A 21,256-nucleotide genomic window follows, 5' to 3' on the forward strand; every position below is an offset into this window, starting at 1 on the left:
CCTGTATGTCAACGATTCGTTTAACCTTTCACAGCTCCTTCGGTAACGCCTTTTACAATGTGTTTCTGGCAAACTATGTAAAACAGGATAATAGGCAGCATACACATAATCAGCCCCGCCGTGGCCAGATCCCACTTCTTGGAAAACTGTCCGAAGAATAAAAATGTCTTAAGGGGCAGCGTCTGCCAGCCCGGTTTGTTAATCATAAGCTGGGGAAGCAGAAAATCATTCCAAATCCACATAACATTCAAAATTGCCACGGTAACCATAATCGTTTTCAGCATGGGCAGCACCACCAGGAAAAAAGTCTGCACCATGTTGCAGCCGTCTAATCTGGCCGCTTCCTCCAGCTCCACCGGAACATTCTTGATAAATCCATGAAACAGGATAATGGACAAGCTGGCGCCGAACCCTAAATACATCAGTACAAGTCCCGGCCGGTTCATCATATGAAGCTTGTCCATCAGACGAACCAGAGGCAGCATCACGCACTGGAAGGGAATCAATGTAGCGGATGCATACATCATAAAAATAACCTTGCTCTTTTTCGTCTTATACCTTACCAGTACCCAGGCAGCCATGGAGCAAAATACCAGAATCAGTCCGGTGGAACATACCGTAATCATAAAAGAATTGCCGAAAGACTTGACAAATTCCAACTTCTCAAAAGCATCCGGATAATTTGTCGTGATAAAAGTTTCCGCTGTGGGAAACGCCAGAACATCCAGATAAATATTCTTCAGCGATTTAAAGGAATTATTTAAAAGCACCAAAATCGGAGAAAAGAATGCCACTGCCAAAAAGAGGCCGATGACTGTCAGAACAAAGCTAATCATTCTCTGCCTTTTTCTCATTACATCTCAACCTCCTTCTTCTTACTGATATTTAATTGTGTCAGCCCAATCACAGATACAACTAACAAAAATATCACTGCTTTGGCCTGGGCTTCTCCATAGTTATTGTATTTAAATGCCGTATTGTAAATATTCAGCGCAAGCATTTCTGTACTGTTATACGGTCCTCCATTCGTCAGGGAAAGGTTCTGATCATACAGCTTAAAACATGTGGTTAAAGATAAGAACAAACCGATCGTAAATGCAGGAGCAACCAGCGGGAGAACCACATAAAACAATCTCTGCCGGTAATTGGCTCCGTCAATCTCTGCCGCTTCCAGAATATCATCCGGAATATTCTGAATCTGAGCAATGTAAATCAACATCATATATCCGGCAAGCTGCCAGACTACCAAAATCAATAAACCGAAAAAACTTGTTTTTGTATCCGAAAGCCAGTTTTTGAAAAATTCCAGTCCTGTAGCATTGTAAATTGCTCCGAAAGCCTGTACAAAAATAAACTGCCAGGTAAATCCCAGAAGGATACCTCCAATTAAGTTGGGCATAAAAAACGCCCCCCGCATCAAAGTGGTTCCTTTGGCTTTTGAAGTTACAAGAAGCGCCAGCAGAAATCCTACCAGATTCACGCAGATTACCACCAGAACAGAGAATACTGCCGTAAAAAGAAACGCATGGCGGAAATCTCCGTCCTCTGTAAAAATCTTAATATAATTGCTGATTCCTACAAACGCAACGTCATTCCCAATCCCGTTCCAACTTGTAAAAGAATATCCTATGCCCCATAAAGCAGGAATCAGCACCACCACCGCAAACATTACAAAGGAGGGCAGCACAAATCCCCAAAATCCCAGTTTCGACCTCTTCAATATTATCTCCTCCAGTTCTTCCTAAAAAGGGGCTGCCGCAGGAAGGAAATATCCCGTACCTCAAATCCTTCATGCAGCGCCCCATAAATCATTGGCTAACGAGATTCTTTCCAGCTCTGTTTTGCACTTTCAACAGCTTCCTCCCAGGTCTTATCGCCGCCGATATAAGACTGAATTTCCGCTCCAAGTACATTTTCTGCCCAGCTTGTCGGACATCCGTTAAATACCCATGGCGCAATGGTTCCTGCATTCGCAGCTTCGCTGATTGCCTGTCCCAAAGGATCTGAGGGTTTTGCATCGCCGAAATTGGTAAGAGGCGGGATAAATCCAAAATCATTTACCACAATCTGCATTCCCTCTTCTGACTGATACAGCCAGTTTAAGAAATCTCTTGCCGCTGCCTGATCTTTTTCATCGCTCTGGCTGTTTACAGCCCAGTACATTGGAACACCTACCGGAGTATTTCCCTCAGATACGCCCTTTAACGGCATGGGAATAATTCCAAGTTTCTCAGCCACTGCAGAATCTACTTCAGCAATAATCGGGTATACCCAGTTCCCCTGCTGAATCGCTGCCACACGCTCAATGGCCAGTCCGCCGCCGGCCTGCATGGAATAATCCACTGCATTCAGGGCTGCCGGATTATCCGCATTTACTGTGTATTTAATCTGCAGGTCAATTAAGTCTTTCAATTCTGCCGCATACTTAAACTCCACTTCCTTGGCATTAAACGCCTCGGTGCAGTTTGCAAATTCCTGGCCTAACGCAATATTTCCAGTATGCATGCCCAATACCCATTTTTCTTTTGCCGGATATTCAATCACAGCCTCCAATGCCGGGAACTGCTCCTTTAAATCTCCGTTGTCAATTTTGGCTTTCAAATCTCCGAACGCCTTGTCAATGTCCTCATACGTTTTCAATGCTGCTGCGTCAATTCCTGCTGCCTCAAAGATTTCTTTGTTATAAACAAAGCCGTATCCTTCAATTGCAAGAGGCATACCGTAAACCTTTCCATCCTTCGTTACATCATCCAGCAGGCCTTCCACTGTATTGCCAACCCATCCTTCGGCTGATAAATCCGCCAGGTTCGCTTCCCAGTCAATCACATCTTGGGGACCGCCGATATTGAAAATTTCCGGCTGATCACTGGCCTGCATTCTTGTTCTCAATGCTGCGCCGTAGTCATCGCCGCCGCCCACAGTTTCCAGGTTAATCGTAACGCCCGGGTTTAATTCCATGTACTTTTCGGTTGCCGCTTTCAAAGCGTCGTTAATCTCAACTTTATACTGGAAAATATCAACGGTTCCGGTGATATCTCCTGCGCCTTCATCGCTGCCTTTTACCTCTTCTGTGCCTTCTTCCGCATCATCGGCTGCTTCGTCTGCTTCATTGTCTGCGTTCTGATTTTCTGTAGTACCCTCGCTTTTTCCTTCATTTTTTGAACTGTTGTTTCCGCACCCTGCCAATACTCCGGCTGCCATAGTTCCTGCTAACAACAATGCTAATAATCTTCTTTTCATAAATTTACCAGTTCTCCTTTCCATATGATAAAAATAATTATACCTTTTGCGCAAAAGGAATTTTGTAATATTAGATTACCACACAATATGACACTTTGCAATAACTTTTACGCAAAAGGAATTATTTTCTAGATAAAAAGATTGAATTTTGTAAATATTCTACAATTAATCAAAATTCAATTTAGACAAAATAGACAAAAGAACTGCCTGAAAAATTAGTACTTTTGTCCAGGCAGTTCTTTCTTAAGTAATATTTTTTACAGAATCTCGTATCACCAATTCGGCATCCAACCGGATGTTCCCCACAAATGCTGCTTTTTTTTCTATCATTTTGATGACACTTTCCACAGCAATCCGACCCTTTTCTCCGGCATTCTGCTGTACAGTGGTAAGCTTCGGACGGATATTTCTGGCGAAAATATTATCGTCAAACCCCACCACTGACATTTCATCGGGAACCCGGATTCCCTTATCGTAAAAATAATTGATTGCAAGACAGGCATAATAATCCGAGGCAAAAAAAAGAGCCGTAAATTCATCTTTCCTTGCATACAAAGCATCATAAGTCTGCTGAATCCCGGTGTCCCCATAAGAAATCATAAAAAAAGAATCCTCCACTGCCGGAAGATTATGCTTTTCCATTGCCTGACAGTATCCCGACCATCTCTCGAAATCCACACCCACCCGGTTATCCGCCAGAAATGCAATTCTTTTATGCCCTTGCTCAATCAGGTACTCGGTGATTTTACCGGCATATTCCCGATCCTTCAACCCCACGTTATTGTATGCATTCTCGTCGTCCAAAAAATAACAGTCGATAAATACCACCGGCATCTTGGCCGTTTCCTTGATCTCCTGACATTCTTTTGCACCCATTCCAAAAGCAATCAGGCCGTCTACATTCCATGTATGGGCCACATTCAGTACCTCTTGTGCATTATCAGAAGCATATAACATCAGGAAAAACCCGGCTTTTCTGATTTCCGCTTCTATGGTACCGATTAACTCACTGTTAAATGGGTCCTGAACTGCATTTTTTCCTTCCATCACCGGATATCGGATAATTAAACCTATAATTCTGGAGAAATTCCCGGCCAGTGTACGGGCGCTCATATTCGGGATATAATGCAGTTCGTCTAATTTTTCCCGGACACGTGCAATTGTTCTGGGAGACACTTCCTTGGTATTTCCATGAATCACATTGGAAACGGTGGTGGGACTGACCCCCAGACTAAACGCCACTTCTTTAATTGTTACCATTTAAATTTACTCCCTTATATTTAACTTTTTCCTATCAAATACGGGAATTATATCATTATATTTCCAAAAAGGCAACTCTTTTTCACTTCTAATTCTCTGGAATTTTTCTTTGGAACCTGTGAATATCTAATTCTAAACCCGCATTAAAATCCGCTCCACAAACTCCCTCGCCTGAACCAAATCCTCTTCATTGGGATGGAACAGCCCCTCGTCAAAATTCCGCAGCATTTTCTTTCTACATTCCTCCTGTCTCGGATCTTCTCTGGGAATCTCATAATTCGCCCGCACCTTCATAGGCATTTTGCCCTGGCACAGAAAGGCTCCCAGGTATTCGCAGTCATCCGGAATCCAGACCTTTACCTTCTGTTCGATGGATTTGTAATAATCCGCTCCGTTCCCCAGGCCGCAGGTGCCAAACAGCGCCACTTTTTTCCCCTGAAGCTCTGACAGCATATTGATGACAGAAATATCGCAGGTTCCCCGATCCACCCAGAAACCGATAAAAAATATTTCCGCATCCTTCCCCCTATATTCCGCCATGCTCTGCATATCTTTGGACATACCCGGAAGCGCGCTGAAAATTTCAGTGGCAATTTTCTTCGTATTGCCGGTGATACTGGAATACACCACCATATAATCCATGTTTTGCCCTCCTTAACAATAGGGTACTCCGCAGCAAAGACCTCCGCCGCAGCAAAAATTGCATGCAAGATTTGCCAGACAGAGCTTCATGCAGAAATCGCCGCCAAAAACCACAGGGCTGCCGTAGCTCTCCCGTCTGGCGTCATACCAGCTTCCGCCGTTCTGAAGCCGGGCATAAAGCTGCTGATATTCCATATTCCCGGGCTCCATGGACACGGCCTTCTGTGCAGCGTCCAGCGCCGCCACGTTATTGCCTGCGCCGGAGTTGGCAATGGCAGAAAGATAGTGCCAGCGGGCGTCCCTGCTGCCCATGCTGTTCAGTACATTCAGCGCCTCCCTGTAATGGCCGCTTCGGATATAATTAGAAGCTGCCTGCTGATAAGCGCTTTCTTCATCCTGGCCGGAAGCTCTGCTTTGCTGACGTCCCTGAAAGCCTCCGAAGCCTCCGAAAAAATCACCGAAATCCCAGTAACCTCCTGAAAAACCTCCCTGGCTCTGCCCGCTGTATCCGCCAGTGCCGTAACCGTCGGCAGTTCCATTCTCCTTCTCCCTCATAATCTGCTGATATGCCTGCTGTATTTCCTTGAACTTTTCTTCCGCCTGTTCCTTGTTTGGATTATTCACATTGGCATCGGGATGGTATTTCCTGCTGAGAGAACGATATGCTTTCTTAATCTCCTCCTCTGTGGCATTCCGATTCAGCCCGAGTACCCCATATGGATCATACATCTGTTGCTTTCCTCTCCCTGTTCTTCTTCACATGTTCATACCGGCACCACACGCCGGAGTATAAAATATTTCTCAAAATCTCTGTATTCTCTACAATGGGTAGACGCTCAAAAGCTTTCGAGCTTTCTGCCATCATCATGCGCAGAATCATTTCTGCTTTCTGTTCAAATCCGAAAGTTCCATAATCCTCCTGAAAAAGATTGTAATTACCGGTTTTCCCGTCTTTTTCCACATCTTCATAAGCATCCATCAGATAGATAAACTTTCCCAGGAAAAATCCCAGGCGGCGCAGCTCCGGCTCCCACTCGTCCTTCTGCCAGACAAACATCTCTTCCATAATCCTGCCGAAGCAGCCTGACGCCTCATCCGGATTCCTGCTGTTTTCCTTCTCATACCGGCGAAGCTGCTTTAAATTCTCCTGGAACAGAGACGCTTTCTCAGGATAGGACTGCTGAATCTTACGGCATTTCTTTTCCAAAAGCAGGGACAATGCCCTTCTGGTAACCTTACGCTCGTCCTCCCAGTCATCCAGACATTTATAATAAGACAGCAGCAAATTCATATCTGCCCCGTACTCTGTAAACCGGTTCATCCTTGCAGGATGCTTTTTCGCAGGATGGGCCATGCACCTTAAGCAGCTCACCTCCGTCTCCGGTTCATAGAGACTGGTAAGCAGCAGAATCATAAACGTCATATCGTAGCTTAAAGTAATCTGGCCTCTTTTTCCAAACCGATCTTTAAGGGTTTTGCAGAGGCCGCAGTAATAGGACTGATAGAGATCAAATTCCCTGAATTTCATTTCCGGTTTATTTACAATAATATATCCAAACATAATATCCTCTCTGTATGAATATATTCTACCCCTTCCGGCGGCAATTGCAATGAACAAAACCGAAAGATTCTATAAAATATTTATAAACTGCCTGTTTTTCCGAATAAGCGTCTGCTTTGGGCACAGACCGGCAGTCCCGCTTTTCATAACATTTACCTTGCATTCCGTCAAGACATCTCCTGCTCCAGACACTCAATTTCCCTAAGCCAAAGGGCGCTGCTGGCGTCACTGGGCATTCTCAGATCCCCTCTGGGAGAAACGGCCACTGTTCCAACCTTCGGCCCGTCCGGCAGGCAGGAACGCTTAAACTGCTGGGAGAAAAATCTTCTCACAAACACTTTCAGCCATTTTAAAATAGTTTCTCCGCTGTAGGCTCCCTCAAAGGCATACTCTGCCAGACGGTATATTTTGCCGGGGCCGAATCCGGAACGGAGCATATGGTATAAAAAGAAATCGTGGAGTTCATAAGGGCCTACAATATCCTCTGTCCTCTGGGAAATCTGTCCGTCCTTCGGAGGCAGCAGTTCCGGGCTGACGGGCGTATCCAGCACATCCAGAAGAATTTTTTCCAGTTCAGGCTCCCCGCAGGTATCTGCATAATACTGCACCAAATGGCGCACTAATGTTTTCGGCACCGATGCGTTCACCCCGTACATGGACATGTGATCCCCGTTGTAGGTAGCCCATCCCAGGGCCAGTTCCGACATATCTCCGGTTCCGATAACCATGCCGTTCTCCTTGTTGGCAATATCCATCAAAATCTGGGTCCGCTCTCTGGCCTGTCCGTTTTCGTAAGTCACGTCATGCTGATGCTCCTCATGGGCAATATCCCGGAAATGCACCCGCACCGCTTCTTTGATATCCACTTCCCTAAAATCTGTTCCCAAACACCGGATCAGGTTTACTGCATTGTCATACGTCCGGTCTGTGGTTCCGAATCCAGGCATGGTCACTGCATGAATTCCCTTTCGTTCCAGTCCCAGCAGATCAAAGGCCCGCACCGTCACAAGCAGCGCAAGGGTAGAATCCAGTCCGCCGGAAATTCCGATTACGGCATGGACAGCGCCGGTGTGCTCCAACCGTTTTTTCAGTCCCATGGACTGGATTAAGAGAATTTCCTCACAGCGTTTTTCACGTTCTTTTGCCTGGCCCGGCACAAAAGGCACAGGATCTGTAAAACGGGTCAGCTCTGTTTTTTCTTTTTTCAGATGGAATGTAATCTCCCGGTAACCCTCTGTATGCCCAACAAAGGTGGACATTCTTCTCCGCTGCCCCTCCAGTCTTTGAATATCAATTTCCCCGTACACCGACTGGTTGAGAAACCGTTTTGCCTCCGCCAGCAGATTTCCATTTTCTGCAATCATGTTATGGCCGGAATACACCACATCCTGCGTAGATTCTCCTTCTCCTGCACTGGCGTAGACATAGCCGCAGATCAGTCTGGCTGACTGGCCTTCGATCAGCTTCCTCCGATAGAGATCTTTACCCGTCATCTCGTCACTGGCTGACAGATTCACAATCAGACTGGCTCCTGCAAGCGCATGGGAAATACTGGGCGGCGCAGGCGTCCACAGATCCTCGCAGATTTCCGCTGCGATTTTTAATTCCGGCATACTGTCTGCACAGAAAAGCAGGTGGCTGCCCATGGGAACTTTAAGCTCCTCTGTCAGTTCCACCTCCACTGCTTCTTCCATTCCGGGGGTAAAATAACGTCCTTCATAGAATTCATTATAATTGGGAATACAGGTTTTGGGCACCAGACCCAGTACCGTTCCGTTTCCCAAAGCCGCCGCCACATTGTACAGCCGCCCGTTCCATGCAAAAGGCAGACCCACAAACACGATCATATTTTTCCCGTTGGTTTCTGCGGCAATATCCAGTAGCGCTGTTTTGGCCTGCGCCAACAGCGGCTCCATCAGAAACAAATCCCCGCAGGTATAGCCGGTAATACACAGCTCTGGAAAAACCACCGCTGCTGCCCGCTTCTGCTCCGCTTCTTCTATTTTTTCTATGATGGCCTGTTTGTTGCCTGCAGGGTCGGCCACCCTGACCTTCGGCGTTACCGCCGCCACTTTGATAAATCCGTCTTTCACTGGCTGCTCCTTTCTTACTGATGCGCCTTCAATAAGTGCTTCAAATCCTCCGGCGTGAAAATATAATGTCTGTCACAAAACTGGCAGTTTACCTCAATGGGCTCGTTGTCCTGAATCATTTCCTGAATGTCCTTGACGCCGATGCTGACAATTGCTTTCGTCACCCGCTCCCTGGAACAGTTGCAGTGATATTCTGCCGGCATCCGGTCTGTGATTTCCAGGCCCAGCTCCCCTAAGATCTGCTCCAGCAGAGCTTCCGGCGAAAGCCCTTGCTCCAGTAAATCCGTAACGGAAGTAATTCCTGCCACCTTCTCCTCCAAAGCTGCAACCACCGTCTCTTCTGTAAAGGGCATAAGCTGAATGATAAATCCTCCGGCCTGCTTTACCGTATTATCTTTATTCATCAACACTCCCAGTCCTACGGCCGAAGGCACCTGCTCGGAAGTGGCAAAATAATAAGTCAGATCTTCTGCAATCTCCGACGTCTGCAGCGCCACCTGGCCCACATAGGGATCTTTAAGGCCCATATCTTTGATGACGCTTAATATTCCCTGGCCCAATGCGCCGCCCACATCCAGTTTTCCCTGTGCATTCGGCGGCAGCATCACATCCGGCACATGAGGATAACCCTTGACGTTTCCTCTGCTGTCTGCTGTTACAGTCATTCCTTTTGCCTCGCCGCTGCATTTGATTTGAAGCGTTAATAAGTCCTGCTCCCCTTTCATCATGGCTCCCATCATGGCTCCTCCTGTCAAAAGCCTGCCCAAAGCCGCTGTGATTATGGGACTGGTATTGTGATAAATTCTCGCCTGCTCCACCAATTCTCTGGAGGTTACGGCAAACGCCCGTATTTGATGCTCCGCTGCCGTTGCTCTTACAATGTAATCTGTCATTTTCCTTTCTCCCTTGCAATCACGGTAACCCGCTGACTGTCGTCTCTTACTGGTTCTCTGGTATATCCGTCATAAACCGCCAGAACTTCCATTCCGGCCTGCTCCAACAGCATTTTCACCTGTTTCAGTTCATATCCCCGCTGAAAATGAGTTTCTTCGTATTTCCGGTACAGCGGGGAGCTTTCTTCTTCCCTTAGAAAAAGGGTTAAATCATACTGGTTGAGCTTCTCTTTTTCATCATAAAAATTCTCCCAGATAAAGCTTCCCTCTTCCCGGTTTTCACATATTACATTTTCTCCTAATACTTCCCGGTATTTGTACAAAGTATTCAGGTCAAAAATAAAGACGCCGCCCGGGTCCAGATAATTGTTCACCAACCGGAATACCTGCAGCAATTCCTCTTCTTCCAGAATATAATTGACGCAGTCGCAAATACTGACTACGGCCTTCACGGTTCCGTACAATTCAAATTCCCGCATATCCTGCAGCAGATACAGAATGTCCTCCCTGCTTTCAGATTCCGCTTGGACGGCCGGATATTCTTTGGCCTCATATTCCGCTTCTCTGGCCATCTGAAGCATTTCTTCCGAATTGTCAATGCCTATCATATCATAGCCGGCCCGGGACAGAAGCCTTGTCATTTTCCCGGTTCCGCAGCCTAATTCCAGAACAATCCCGTCTTTGGCCCCGTATTCTTTCAACAGGCTGAGCAGATACCGGCTCCATTCCCCGTAAGGCACGTTGTCCATAAACAGATCATAGACCCGGGCAAATCCTGTATATGCCTCCATACAAGAATCCTCCATTTTCCCTTGATTATTTTTTCCAAAAAACGTATACTAATATATTATAGTAAAAACAGATAAGTTTTGCAAGGAGCCTTTATGACTGAAAATTACGACCACTACATATCCAGGCACATCCGGCGGGTCTATTGCCGCCGTTTGGTTTCCCCGATTCTCTACTTGATTTTCCTGATGTTTCTGTGGGCGTCCTTTCCCCTGTATGATATCCTGTTTCCTCAGGAATTAGACAGTTCCGAAGATTTAAGCGCATACACAGACCATCATTCCTCTTACATAGAAGCAACATTCACAGACCTGTATTTTACCGGATACACCAATGAATCTCTGGGACGGACTGCCGGCTATTACTATTATGCCCAGCCTTCTAAAAGTCAGCCATTGGTGATTGTCCTTCTGTCCCCTTCCACCTGCGAAGAGGGGCTTCCCGTGATTGAATCTGTCCGCATCCGCGGCCAGGTTCTAAAAGAAAATCCGGCCTATCATTCCCTGCTTGAGCGGTTAGCGGAAGATTTGGACTGGACAAAACAGGGAATCGGCAAATCGGTAAGTCCTTATTTTGTCAGTGAGCCGGCCTTTTTACTGCTGCCCAGTGTAATCCTGATGACGGTATATTTCGCCACAGGCATGTATGCCCTGCTGCACATTGTGTTTGCTCTGATTTACATTCAGTTTCCGGTATGTTCCCCTGCCTGCCGGCAGCTGGGACGGTTCGGAAAGGCCAGGGAGCTGCTGTCCCAGGCGGAAACTGAACTTGCCACACTGCCGCAGCTTGCCACTGAGGACATGTTTATCACAGAGCATTATTTTATTGTCCTTGCCGGTTACGGCGCGGCCATTATTCCCATACAGGAAATCCTGTGGATTTACAAGCACTCCACCCTGCACAAAATTCTGTGGTATCACTTCAGTATTTCCTATACGCTGCACATTACCGCAAGAAAACACCTGCATTTCCACTGTCCGAAAAATATGAAGTCGGACATTGACGGCATTATGGATTATCTGGCAGAGGCGAATCATGAGATTTTGGTTGGGTTCATCGAAGAAAACCGCCTGAAAGTCCACGGAACGCGAAGCCTTCCGGTTCAATTAGAAAAAATCTTGACAAAATTAAAGAATACATATAAGAAACAAATATAACGCTTAATAGGATATAAAATATTAAAGAATTGATTATGAGTCAAGCCATGATTGTACAGAAAGTCAGTAAAAACTTTATATATAATTTAGTTTTCAAAAAAAGTTGCATAATGTATAATGAAAGCAGTGAAAGACGGTGATTTTATGACTGTCTGTCTTGCAGATAATTTTGAGGGTGTGGAACTGATACTTCGGATCGTTTTGGGACGGAAGGATATAACAGTTAAATCAGTCCGTACACAGGAGCCAATGAAGAACTTACAAGGGCGTTCCGCTATTTTAGATGTCCACGCAGTTGACAACATGAAAAAAGAATTTGATGTGGAAATTCAAAGGAAGGACGCAGGGGCAGGTGCAAAGAGGGCAAGGCACAACAGTAGTCTGTTGGACGCACATATATTAAAGCCGGGTGATGATACGGAAGATATTCCCGACAGCTATGTTATTTTTATCACAGAAAATGATGTTATGCAAGGCAATCAGCCGATATATCCAGTAGAAAGATATGTCACTATCGGGAACAGCCATAAGAATGATAAAAAAAGGTAAAATGCCACTGGAAGAAATTACTGAATATATTCCGATCTTGTCATTTGAGGAATTAAAGGAAATTGAAGCCGAAGTTATGCAATTAGCATAAGTAACAGCACAACTGAATATAAAATAACAGCATAAAGGCGCATGGGAACAGTAAATTGTAAACCATGCGTCCTTTTTGCACCCAAAAGTAGGATTAACGGCAACATTCAGACCACTGCCACAGGGCAGATCATTCCTTGTTTACAACAGACGATCGATAAGACAGACAGCGCGCCCTCTGCAACTTTAAGAAAACAATCCCTGAAAGAACTCCAGAATCGACCGGAAAAAATCTGCCACCTTATCAAAAATACTCTTGGTATCCAGATTGGAAATTTTCTCATACAGTTCTTCCGCCTGATCCTTGATGGAATCAATATCCAGATCCAATTCCCCGATTTTCTGCAAAAGACTGGTTAATTCTCCAATTTCTTCTTCTGCCAGGGTTATATCAAACTGGCTGCAGGCCTCCGCAATGGCTGCCTTGATGTCTTTTTCTGAATTCAGTCCCTTCTCGATCACTTCCTGTTTCAGATAAGCCACCAGTTCTTCCGCCTTCTGGGAATCTCCCACCGCTTCTGCAATATCTCCGGTCAATACCAGTTCATTCAGGGCGGTATCCATGCTCCGCTCAGAAACCTTGGCGCCGGTCATATCGGAATAAGCTTTCATGGCCCCCACCAGTGCGGCGGTGCCTGAAATGGGAAACGGCCCGGCCACAATAATATCGGCATCGGTAATTCCGGCAGTAATCAACGCGTTTTTGTACATGCCTATGGTGCAGTAGGAAATATTTTTGGTGGTAATATTAATCCCGTTTCCCTGATCTCTTTTTACAATCAGCACAGAGGACAACGCCCGGGTTCCGATTTTGCCCGCGTCCACATATTCTCCCAAATATTCATGTTCTTCTTCATTGGTAATATAGATCACATCGTAATCCGGCAGTTCTGCAGGATTGATGTTCAAAAGCTCCAGTACCGTCTCCTGCTGCGCCGGCGTCAGATTGGCCCCCAGCGCCAGATACGGCTTATCTGCTTTGGTGATGGGCTCTGTCACTTCTCCCGGTTCTTCCAGTACCTCTTCCGGTTCTTTGGATGCATTCTCCTTCTCTCCTGTTTCCCTGGAATCTTCCTCCTGGCTGATTCCAGGCGCAACCTCCTTTTCATCTGTCTCTGCCGCCCATGCCTGTACCGGAGCAAACACTGCCAACATGCCTGCCAGCAGCAGGGTGATGATTCGTGTTCTGTATTTCTTCATGGTTACCTCCATTCCGTTGGTTTCTTTTTCAAAATGGAGCAGTTCCTACATCCTGGATCTTATCCATTTATAAATATCTTTATATACTGTTTCTCTGTCCAGTTCATTTAATATTTCATGCCGGTCGGTAGGATATAATTTGCAGGTAATATCCTGTATGCCCGCCCGTTTATATTTCACGCAGACAGCCTTCACGCCTGCGCCGTAATTGCCCACCGGGTCCTCTTCCCCTGCCACCAGAAGAAGGGGCAGCTCCTTTGGAATGGCATTTACATTTGCCGGCCGATTGATCGCATGTATCGTGTCAAATAAAGTATAATACCCGTTCAGGGTAAACTTAAACGTGCATCTGGGCTCTTTTTGATAGGCTTTTACAATTTCTTTATCCTTCGTCAGCCAGGCTGCCGGTGTTCCCTCATCCCGGAACCTCTTATTATTCCCGCCCAATGCCATTTTTTCCACCAGGGGGCACCGGTGATTCCATCCGCAAAAAAGCGCCAGTACGCGGCAGATGAATTTCCCCATAACAGCAGCCCCGGCAGGCTGATTTCCGGTTCCCATAATCACCGCTCCTTTCAGCCCGCTGCCGTATCTGGACAGATATTTTCTGAGCAGAAAGGAGCCCATGCTGTGGCCCAGTATGAAATAAGGCGTATCCGGGTGTTCCTTCTGAATGATTTTACGCAGGTGATTCAAATCCTCCACCACAATATCGCTGCCGTCTTTGGCAGCAAAATATCCCCAGAGTTCTTCTGATTTGACAGATTTTCCATGTCCCAGGTGATCATTTCCCACTACCATAAAGCCCTGCTTCACCATATATTCCGCAAAACCCTCGTACCGCTCCACATATTCTATCATACCATGACTAATCTGGAGAATCCCTTTTAATTCCCCGTCCTCCGGTTCCCATTTCACCGCATAAATTTTCGTCTGTTTATCGGCTGATAAAAATCCAAACGTTCTTCTTTTCATAGGCGCCTCCTGCTGCATCTGTCTGTTCTTACATGATACGGCCTGCCTTTTTGCCGGCAGAACCAATGGCTATTTGCTGATCTCCGCTCCCACTGCCCGGAGCCATTCTTCCACTTCTTTTGCTTTCCTGCGCAGATTATTCAAAGTCTCCTGCTGTCCTGAAAAAGTTTTTCCGGCCTGTTCTACCACCTGAGCAGCCATATCATATTTCTTGGTAATCAGTTCATTGTCGCCCACAGACTGATCCAGACTCTCCGCCAATGCAAGAATCTGGGGTACAAGGTTCCTGGTTTCCGTCTCCTCCAACCGGGAAGCGTAAGCTCCGAACCCTTCTGCCGCCTTTTCCAGCCGGGCATTGTGTTCCTTCCAAATCTGTGTTAAATACAGCACCTGGGTCTCAGCCTCCTTCAGCCGTTCTTCCATTTTCTGCATTTTCTCTGCCATAAAAGAAGCGGACTGGTGGTATTTTCCTGACAAATCCCTGACTTTTTCTGCCGCTTCCACAAACTGTACGCCGTCCTCTCCCAGTCTCCCTGCTTCAATGGCCGCATTCAGAGAAAGGATTCCCATCTGCTTCTCCATCTCTTCCATTTCACCGATACGCGTTCCCATTTCTCCCATTTCCTGGCGCATTCCTGCGGCCGCCAGCTCCAGCACCTCTTCCGGAGAGGTAAGCTTTCCTCCCTGCTCGATCATTTCCAGAAGTTCTTTTTCCCTCCGGTAAATTCCTTCAATGGATCTCTGGTAAGTGCCGTCAGCCAGTCCTGCTTTATTGGCTAAAACCACTATCTGTTTCTGCAATTCGCGGTTTCTGATGTTCTGACGTTTGGCTTCTCCTGCAGCGTCCTTTACTGTTTCTGTCAATTTCTCCATCTGGCTGTCCAGTTCATTCTGGCTTCCTTCCATGGAGGCAATTCCTGTTTCCGTTTCATTTTGCACCAACCGCATTTTATTTGTCACCTCTGATAATTTCTTCAAATATTTATCTGCCTCTGCCTGTTTGGCAAGCAGTTCGTGTTCCAGTTCTTCCTGTTTTTTCCCTATTCCGAACATCTGGGTTCCCCTTTCTTTCAAAAGTGTTTCATCCTTATTCATTCTATCACATTTTATCCGGTTCTAACAGTAGTTCTTTACAATTATCTGTAAACTTTCCCTGCCGTTGTAGACGTTGATTTCCGGATAGTAGATAAAGGATACTGTAATTCCGCTGTTTTTGCCGGACATTGCCTGCTTCAGCGCAGTATTTCCGAATTTCTGAGCCAGAAATTCCAGAAACGCTTCCGTATCCCCAAAATAAACCGCGTCCATCCTGGCGCCTCCCTGGCTCTGGACCTGCATCCGGCAGACATTTTTATTCTTTCCTAAAATCTGTATGGTCAGAATATGTATATTTTTGTCTGCGAACACCGGTTTCTCATTGGATTTCCCAAAGGGCTCCAAAAGATTCAGTTCCTCGATCAGAGGTTTTGAAATATAGTCTAAGGGCATAGGCACGTCAATCACAATTTTCCCCTGCAGATCCTGTTCAGTCAAAGCCGTGTTCTCATTCAGCTGCCGCCGAAACAGCTCCACATGCTCCGGAGGCAGGGACAGACCCGCCGCCATGGGATGCCCGCCGAATCTTGTAAACAGTTCTTTGCATTTTGACATCTCTTCATACATGGAATAGCTTTCAATGGAACGCCCTGAGCCTTTCACCCCGTCTTCTGCGGCGGTCAGCAAAAACACCGGCCGGTGATACCGCTCTCTGATGCGTCCGGCTATAATCCCCGCCAGGCTTTCGTGGCAGTCCGGCAGATAGATCACCAGAACTTTATCTTCCATTAGCGAGGTCTCTTCCACCAGTTTCACTGCCTGCTTCACGCCCTGCTCCGTCATCTCCTTCCGGCTGGCATTCAAATCATACAAATCTTTTGCATATTCTGCCGCTGCAGCTTCATTCTCTGCCAGCAGCATCTTAAGGGCCCTGTAAGCCGTGTCAAGCCTTCCGCTGGCATTGAGGCAGGGACCCAGAACAAACCCGATATGGTACGCTTTGATTTTGCCCGGCTCTATCTGATTCCGGGCCGCCAACGCGCGCATTCCGTAATTTTCCGTCCGGTTTAAGGCTTTTAATCCTTCTTTCACCAGAATTCTGTTTTCTCCTGTCAGGGGCATCACGTCTCCTACGGTGGCAAAGGCCGCATTTTCCAAATATGCCAGAGCCTTTTTTTGCGGAAACCCTAAGCGTTCAAACAATGCCTGGGCCAGCTTGAAGGATACTGCTCCGCCGCACAGCTCTTTAAAAGGATAGGGGCAATCCGGCTGTTTGGGATTCACCACCGCGTCTGCCGACGGCAGATGAAAGATTTTCTCTCCATACTCCCCTTGCTCATAGGGAATCTCGTGGTGATCTGTAATAATCACAGTCAGTCCCAGTTCTTTAGCCAGAGCCAGTTCCGCTTCCGCTGCAATTCCGTTGTCACAGGTGAGAATGGTGTCCACTCCCTCAGACGCCGCCTGACGCACCAGACGCTCATTGACCCCGTATCCGTCTTTCATCCGGTCGGGTATGGCATAGTCTGCCCTGGCCCCGCATTCCCTCAATGCAGAATACAAGATATAAACCGACTGAACTCCGTCAATATCATAATCCCCGATAATGCGGATTTTCTGTTTCTTCTGAATCTTTTCCTGCAAAATTGACACGGCCTTTTCCATATCTTTCATTTTCTTCGGATCATGAAGCTGCTCCAGGGTTCCGTGAAGATATTCTTCGATGGCTTCTTCTCCGATCACCTCCCGGTTGCGGATAATTCTGGCTGTTACCTGATCAATTCCAAACTGCTCTGATATTTTCTTAAAATCTGCTTTTTTCGCAGACACTACCCATTTTTCCATATAGTTCTCCATTTCGCTGTCGTATGAAACATTTTCTGTCATGGCAGATTATATCACAAATTCTGTTGTTTTTCATTTCCATTGATTTTATTTTCAAAAAAAGATATAATAACACAAAAAAGAAAAGGAGTTTCGTTTTCCATGAACCCAATAGATTTAGTAGATATTTTAAGAAATCACACTGTCTATATTCAGACTCACAACTTCCCGGACCCGGATGCAATTGCCAGCGCCTTCGGCATCCAACAGTTTCTGAACTGCCACGGCGTTGAGGCGGCGCTCTGTTATGACGGAAAAATTGACCGTCTCAGTTCTAAGAAAATGCTGGATACTTTTGGAATTGTCATGCACTCCAAAGATGAGCTTCCTGATATGACAGAAGAAGATCTGATTGTCCTGGTGGATTCCCAGAAAAATAACAGCAATGTCACGGATCTCATCGGTGATGAAGTGGCCTGTATTGACCATCATCCCATATTTTTCCCTTACGAGTACTCATATCAGGACATTCAGCCGGTGGGCGCCTGTTCTTCCATTATCGCCTCCTATTATCAGCAGACTGATACGCCCATCTCACCGGCCTGCGCTGCCGCTCTGGCTTACGGCATCAAAATGGATACCGCGGATTTCTGCCGGGGAACCACCGCACTGGATACGGAAATGTTTTCCTTCCTGTTCGGCCGTGCCGACTGGGAGCTTGTAACTAATATGTATTCCAATACTATGGAATTTGACGATCTGCGGGCATACGGCGCAGCCATTCAGAATATACAGATTTTCGGTGGGACAGGCTTTGCTTATATTCCCTTCCACTGCGCCAATGCATTGATTGCCATTATTTCAGACTTCATTTTATCTCTGGATGTGGTACATATTGCCATTATTTACGCAAAACAGACCAATGGACTGCGTTTTTCCATCCGATGTGAACAGAACCGGATGCATGCCGGCAATCTGGTTGCCAATGTGCTAAAACCCTGGGGAAGCGGAGGCGGACATCCTTCCATGGCGGGAGGCATTATTCCTTCGGAGCATATTTCCCTGTTGGGAGAGGATATGCATACGACGCTTCAGGATGCGTTTTTAAAAGAAATTGCCACTATGGAAGAAGCTTTGTAAAACAACGGGGCTGTCCCATTAAGAAATACTTCTTAATGGGACAGCCCCGTGTCAATTATAATTCACAATTCTTCACAGTTCTCGGGAACGGCACCACATCCCGGATATTGGTCATACCCGTCAGATACATCACGCACCGTTCAAATCCAAGGCCAAACCCTGCATGTCTTGCAGTTCCGTATTTCCGCAAGTCCAGATAGAAATCATAATCCTCCTGGTTCAGCCCAAGCTCCTCCATCCGTTTGCAGAGCAAATCGTAATCGTCCTCTCTCTGGCTTCCGCCGATAATCTCTCCGATTCCCGGCACCAGGCAGTCCACGGCTGCCACAGTCTTGCCGTCGGGATTCAGCTTCATGTAAAACGCCTTGATTTCCTTGGGATAATCTGTCACAAACACCGGACGTCTGAACACTTCTTCGGTCAGATAACGCTCATGCTCCGTCTGCAAATCTGCCCCCCAGGAAACTTTATATTCAAAGTTATCATTATTCTTTTGGAGAATTTCAATGGCTTCCGTATAAGTCACATGGGCAAAATCAGAGTTCACCACATGATTCAGCCGCTCCAACAGGCCCTTGTCCACAAAGCTGTTGAAAAACTGCATCTCCTCCGGCGCATGCTCCAACACATATTTGATAATGTATTTCAGCATACTCTCCGCCAGAATCATATCATCTTCCAGATCTGCAAAGGCAATCTCCGGCTCAATCATCCAGAATTCCGCCGCGTGTCTGGTGGTGTTGGAATTCTCCGCCCGGAACGTAGGGCCGAAGGTATAAATATTCTTAAACGCCATGGCATAAGTTTCCCCGTTTAACTGGCCGCTTACCGTAAGATTGGTGGGCTTGCCGAAAAAGTCCTGGGCAAAATCAATGGCTCCTTCTTCATCCTTCGGCACATGGTTCAAATCCAGGGTGGTTACCTGAAACATCTCTCCTGCGCCCTCACAGTCGCTTCCTGTGATCAGCGGCGTATGCACATACACAAAATCCCGTTCCTGGAAAAATTTGTGAATGGCATAGGCAATCAGGGAACGCACCCGAAATACTGCTTCAAAGGTATTGGTGCGGGGGCGCAGATGGGAAATAGTTCTTAAATATTCAAAGCTGTGGCGTTTTTTCTGCAGCGGGTAATCCGGTGTGGACTGGCCTTCCACTATCACCTCTTCTGCCTGAATTTCAAAAGGCTGCTTTGCCTTAGGAGTAGCCACCAGTTTTCCTTTTGCCATAATTGCCGCGCCTACATTGAGCTTTTCCACTTCTGCAAAATTGGAAAGCCCGTCATGGTATACCACCTGCAGAGGCTCAAAGAAAGTTCCGTCATTGACTACAATAAATCCAAAATTTTTGGAATTGCGGATGCTTCTCACCCATCCTCCGACGGTAATCTCCTGGTCTAAGAATTCTTCTTTTCTGCGGTAAAGGTCTTTAATATTTGTCAGTTTCCATTCCATAGCTCTTCTCCTTTATATTTCTTCTATTCTTCCTCAGTTTTCTTCCCGGTCTCTTCTGCTTCCCCGGAAGTCTCACCGTAGGTAATCTTTGCATTTTCTATCAGCATGTCCACGGTTTTCTCTCTCACGAAAACATTTTTGACATATGCTTCCCCGTGCTGCTCCAGTAATGCTTCCTCATTTTCATAACCGTAATCTTCCACAACACTTTTCTTATATTCCGCAAATTCCTCGTCGCTGAATTCAACATTTTCTTTTCCGGCGATAGCTTCAATGATCAGTTCCCCTTCCAGAGTCTCTGTTACAAGCTGCTTGGCCTGGGCCTGGAAATCTTCCTCGGTAACATTGGAAGTTTTCAGATAATCCTCCAGCTTCATGCCGTAAGCCTCCAGATTTGCCTCAAACCGGGACACATATTCTTCCATCCTCTGATCTAAAAGCCCTTTCGGAAATTCTTTTACTTTACACACTTCTCTCAGCTTCTGGATCACCGCCGCCTGGGTTTCCTGTTTCTTTGTGGCTGCTCTGCTTTCCTCCAGCTGCTCTCTGACGCCGTTCTCAAAATCCTCCACGGTCTTGTACCCCTGGGAGGACATATTTTTCTCCACAAATGCATCGTCCAGCATATCATAGGTCATATCTGACTTATTGACAATCTTATTCACTGTCACATTGAAAACAACTGCCTGGCCTGCCAGTTCTGTATTCTGATAGTTTTCCGGAAACGTCAGATCAAGGGCGACCTTCTCCCCGACTTTCGCTCCAATCAGGCCTTCCTCGAATCCGTCAATAAAACTGTTTGAACCTATTTCAAGCACCGCGCCCTGGGCTGTGCCGCCGTTAAAGGCCACGCCGTCCTTTAAGCCCTCGTAGTCAATATTGACAAAATCGCCGTCCTCTACCGTATCCTTCTCGCTGTCCTCATATACCGGATAAGACAGCAGGGTATTTTTTACTTCGTTTTTTACATCCTCGTCGGTGACCTCATAGGAGCCAAGGCTCACTTCCATCCCCTTATATTCTCCCAGCTCCACATAATCTGCCGCATTATATTCAACGGTTTCCTGATCTTTGGAACCGCTTGCTTCCTCTTTGCCTGTACTCTCTTTCTTATCGCTGTTATCTTTCTGGCCTGTCCCGCAGCCGCAAAGCAGAGCTGCCGTACATACTGCACACAGCAGTAACATCCTTCTTTTCTTCATTTTACATTTACCTTTCTTTCTGAGTATGAAACAACAAGAACTTTTCACAATAATAAAGCATAGCACACTTTTTCCAAAATGAAAAGGTTTCCAGGTTACAAAACACAAATAAAACACAAATACTGGAAATATTACTCCGGACACAATGGGTTC

Annotated in this window: 19 protein-coding genes; 3 read left to right on the plus strand and 16 right to left on the minus strand. The window is 46.4% G+C overall.

Going from position 1 to position 21,256, the window contains the following annotated elements; translation table 11 throughout:
- Positions 1–20: 20 nt before the first annotated feature.
- The 10 genes from ACTO17_RS05345 to ACTO17_RS05390 all read right to left on the minus strand — a co-directional run bounded on the left by ACTO17_RS05345 (position 21) and on the right by ACTO17_RS05390 (position 10,480).
- Positions 21–854, minus strand: a complete 834-nt coding sequence (locus tag ACTO17_RS05345) for a carbohydrate ABC transporter permease (RefSeq protein ID WP_172536340.1) — start codon at positions 852–854, stop codon at positions 21–23.
- The gene (locus tag ACTO17_RS05350) at positions 854–1,720 is read right to left on the minus strand and encodes a carbohydrate ABC transporter permease (RefSeq protein WP_172536341.1); all 867 of its coding nucleotides are present in this window, start codon (positions 1,718–1,720) and stop codon (positions 854–856) included. The genes ACTO17_RS05345 and ACTO17_RS05350 overlap by 1 nt, the downstream gene beginning before the upstream one ends.
- 95 nt (positions 1,721–1,815) lie before the next feature.
- Positions 1,816–3,240, minus strand: a complete 1,425-nt coding sequence (locus ACTO17_RS05355) for an ABC transporter substrate-binding protein (RefSeq protein WP_482557166.1) — start codon at positions 3,238–3,240, stop codon at positions 1,816–1,818.
- Positions 3,241–3,483: 243 nt separating this feature from the next.
- Entirely contained in the window at positions 3,484–4,500 is a 1,017-nt protein-coding gene (locus tag ACTO17_RS05360; protein ID WP_482557167.1) for a LacI family DNA-binding transcriptional regulator, read from the minus strand.
- Between the two features lie 132 nt (positions 4,501–4,632).
- A complete protein-coding gene (gene bilS, locus ACTO17_RS05365) occupies positions 4,633–5,142 on the minus strand; it encodes a flavodoxin family protein BilS (RefSeq protein WP_482557168.1) in 510 nt (169 codons plus the stop codon).
- 12 nt (positions 5,143–5,154) lie between these two features.
- Positions 5,155–5,871: a J domain-containing protein gene (locus ACTO17_RS05370; protein ID WP_482557169.1), complete on the minus strand. Its 717-nt coding sequence runs from the start codon at positions 5,869–5,871 to the stop codon at positions 5,155–5,157.
- The gene (locus tag ACTO17_RS05375) at positions 5,864–6,703 is read right to left on the minus strand and encodes a DUF5685 family protein (protein ID WP_172537143.1); all 840 of its coding nucleotides are present in this window, start codon (positions 6,701–6,703) and stop codon (positions 5,864–5,866) included. Before ACTO17_RS05375 ends, ACTO17_RS05370 begins: the two co-directional genes overlap by 8 nt.
- 167 nt (positions 6,704–6,870) lie before the next feature.
- On the minus strand, positions 6,871–8,796 hold the full coding sequence (locus tag ACTO17_RS05380; protein ID WP_482557170.1) for an NAD(+) synthase: 1,926 nt from the start codon (positions 8,794–8,796) through the stop codon (positions 6,871–6,873).
- Between the two features lie 14 nt (positions 8,797–8,810).
- Positions 8,811–9,689 (minus strand): Hsp33 family molecular chaperone HslO, encoded by an 879-nt coding sequence (gene hslO / locus ACTO17_RS05385; RefSeq protein WP_482557171.1) that lies wholly within the window; start codon positions 9,687–9,689, stop codon positions 8,811–8,813.
- Positions 9,686–10,480 (minus strand): class I SAM-dependent DNA methyltransferase, encoded by a 795-nt coding sequence (locus ACTO17_RS05390; RefSeq protein ID WP_482557172.1) that lies wholly within the window; start codon positions 10,478–10,480, stop codon positions 9,686–9,688. The genes hslO and ACTO17_RS05390 overlap by 4 nt, the downstream gene beginning before the upstream one ends.
- A gap of 93 nt (positions 10,481–10,573) precedes the next feature.
- On the opposite strand from ACTO17_RS05390, the gene ACTO17_RS05395 reads away from it, so the two are divergent.
- Together ACTO17_RS05395 and ACTO17_RS05400 are read left to right on the plus strand one after the other, a co-directional pair.
- Positions 10,574–11,635, plus strand: a complete 1,062-nt coding sequence (locus ACTO17_RS05395; RefSeq protein ID WP_482557173.1) for a DUF6709 family protein — start codon at positions 10,574–10,576, stop codon at positions 11,633–11,635.
- Between the two features lie 249 nt (positions 11,636–11,884).
- Positions 11,885–12,184 carry a hypothetical protein gene (locus ACTO17_RS05400; protein ID WP_482557174.1) on the plus strand — a complete coding sequence of 100 codons (300 nt, stop codon included), beginning with the start codon at positions 11,885–11,887 and terminating at the stop codon, positions 12,182–12,184.
- Between the two features lie 276 nt (positions 12,185–12,460).
- Here ACTO17_RS05400 and ACTO17_RS05405 read toward each other — a convergent pair whose 3' ends face one another.
- The 4 genes from ACTO17_RS05405 to recJ form a co-directional block, all read right to left on the minus strand.
- The gene (locus ACTO17_RS05405) at positions 12,461–13,474 is read right to left on the minus strand and encodes a DUF1002 domain-containing protein (protein ID WP_482557175.1); all 1,014 of its coding nucleotides are present in this window, start codon (positions 13,472–13,474) and stop codon (positions 12,461–12,463) included.
- Positions 13,475–13,519: 45 nt separating this feature from the next.
- Positions 13,520–14,449, minus strand: coding sequence for an alpha/beta fold hydrolase (locus tag ACTO17_RS05410; protein WP_482557176.1), 930 nt, complete (start codon positions 14,447–14,449; stop codon positions 13,520–13,522).
- 69 nt (positions 14,450–14,518) lie between these two features.
- Positions 14,519–15,523 (minus strand): methyl-accepting chemotaxis protein, encoded by a 1,005-nt coding sequence (locus ACTO17_RS05415; RefSeq protein ID WP_172537150.1) that lies wholly within the window; start codon positions 15,521–15,523, stop codon positions 14,519–14,521.
- Between the two features lie 42 nt (positions 15,524–15,565).
- The gene (recJ, locus tag ACTO17_RS05420; protein WP_482557177.1) at positions 15,566–17,329 is read right to left on the minus strand and encodes a single-stranded-DNA-specific exonuclease RecJ; all 1,764 of its coding nucleotides are present in this window, start codon (positions 17,327–17,329) and stop codon (positions 15,566–15,568) included.
- A gap of 141 nt (positions 17,330–17,470) precedes the next feature.
- On the opposite strand from recJ, the gene ACTO17_RS05425 reads away from it, so the two are divergent.
- Positions 17,471–18,448, plus strand: a complete 978-nt coding sequence (locus ACTO17_RS05425) for a DHH family phosphoesterase (protein WP_172537151.1) — start codon at positions 17,471–17,473, stop codon at positions 18,446–18,448.
- A 55-nt stretch (positions 18,449–18,503) separates the two neighbouring features.
- On the opposite strand, the gene asnS is transcribed toward ACTO17_RS05425, so the two are convergent.
- Positions 18,504–19,901: an asparagine--tRNA ligase gene (asnS, locus tag ACTO17_RS05430; protein WP_482557178.1), complete on the minus strand. Its 1,398-nt coding sequence runs from the start codon at positions 19,899–19,901 to the stop codon at positions 18,504–18,506.
- Between the two features lie 23 nt (positions 19,902–19,924).
- On the minus strand, positions 19,925–21,103 hold the full coding sequence (tig, locus tag ACTO17_RS05435) for a trigger factor (protein ID WP_172537153.1): 1,179 nt from the start codon (positions 21,101–21,103) through the stop codon (positions 19,925–19,927).
- Positions 21,104–21,256: the final 153 nt, after the last annotated feature.

Source organism: Petralouisia sp. (assembly GCF_056822245.1).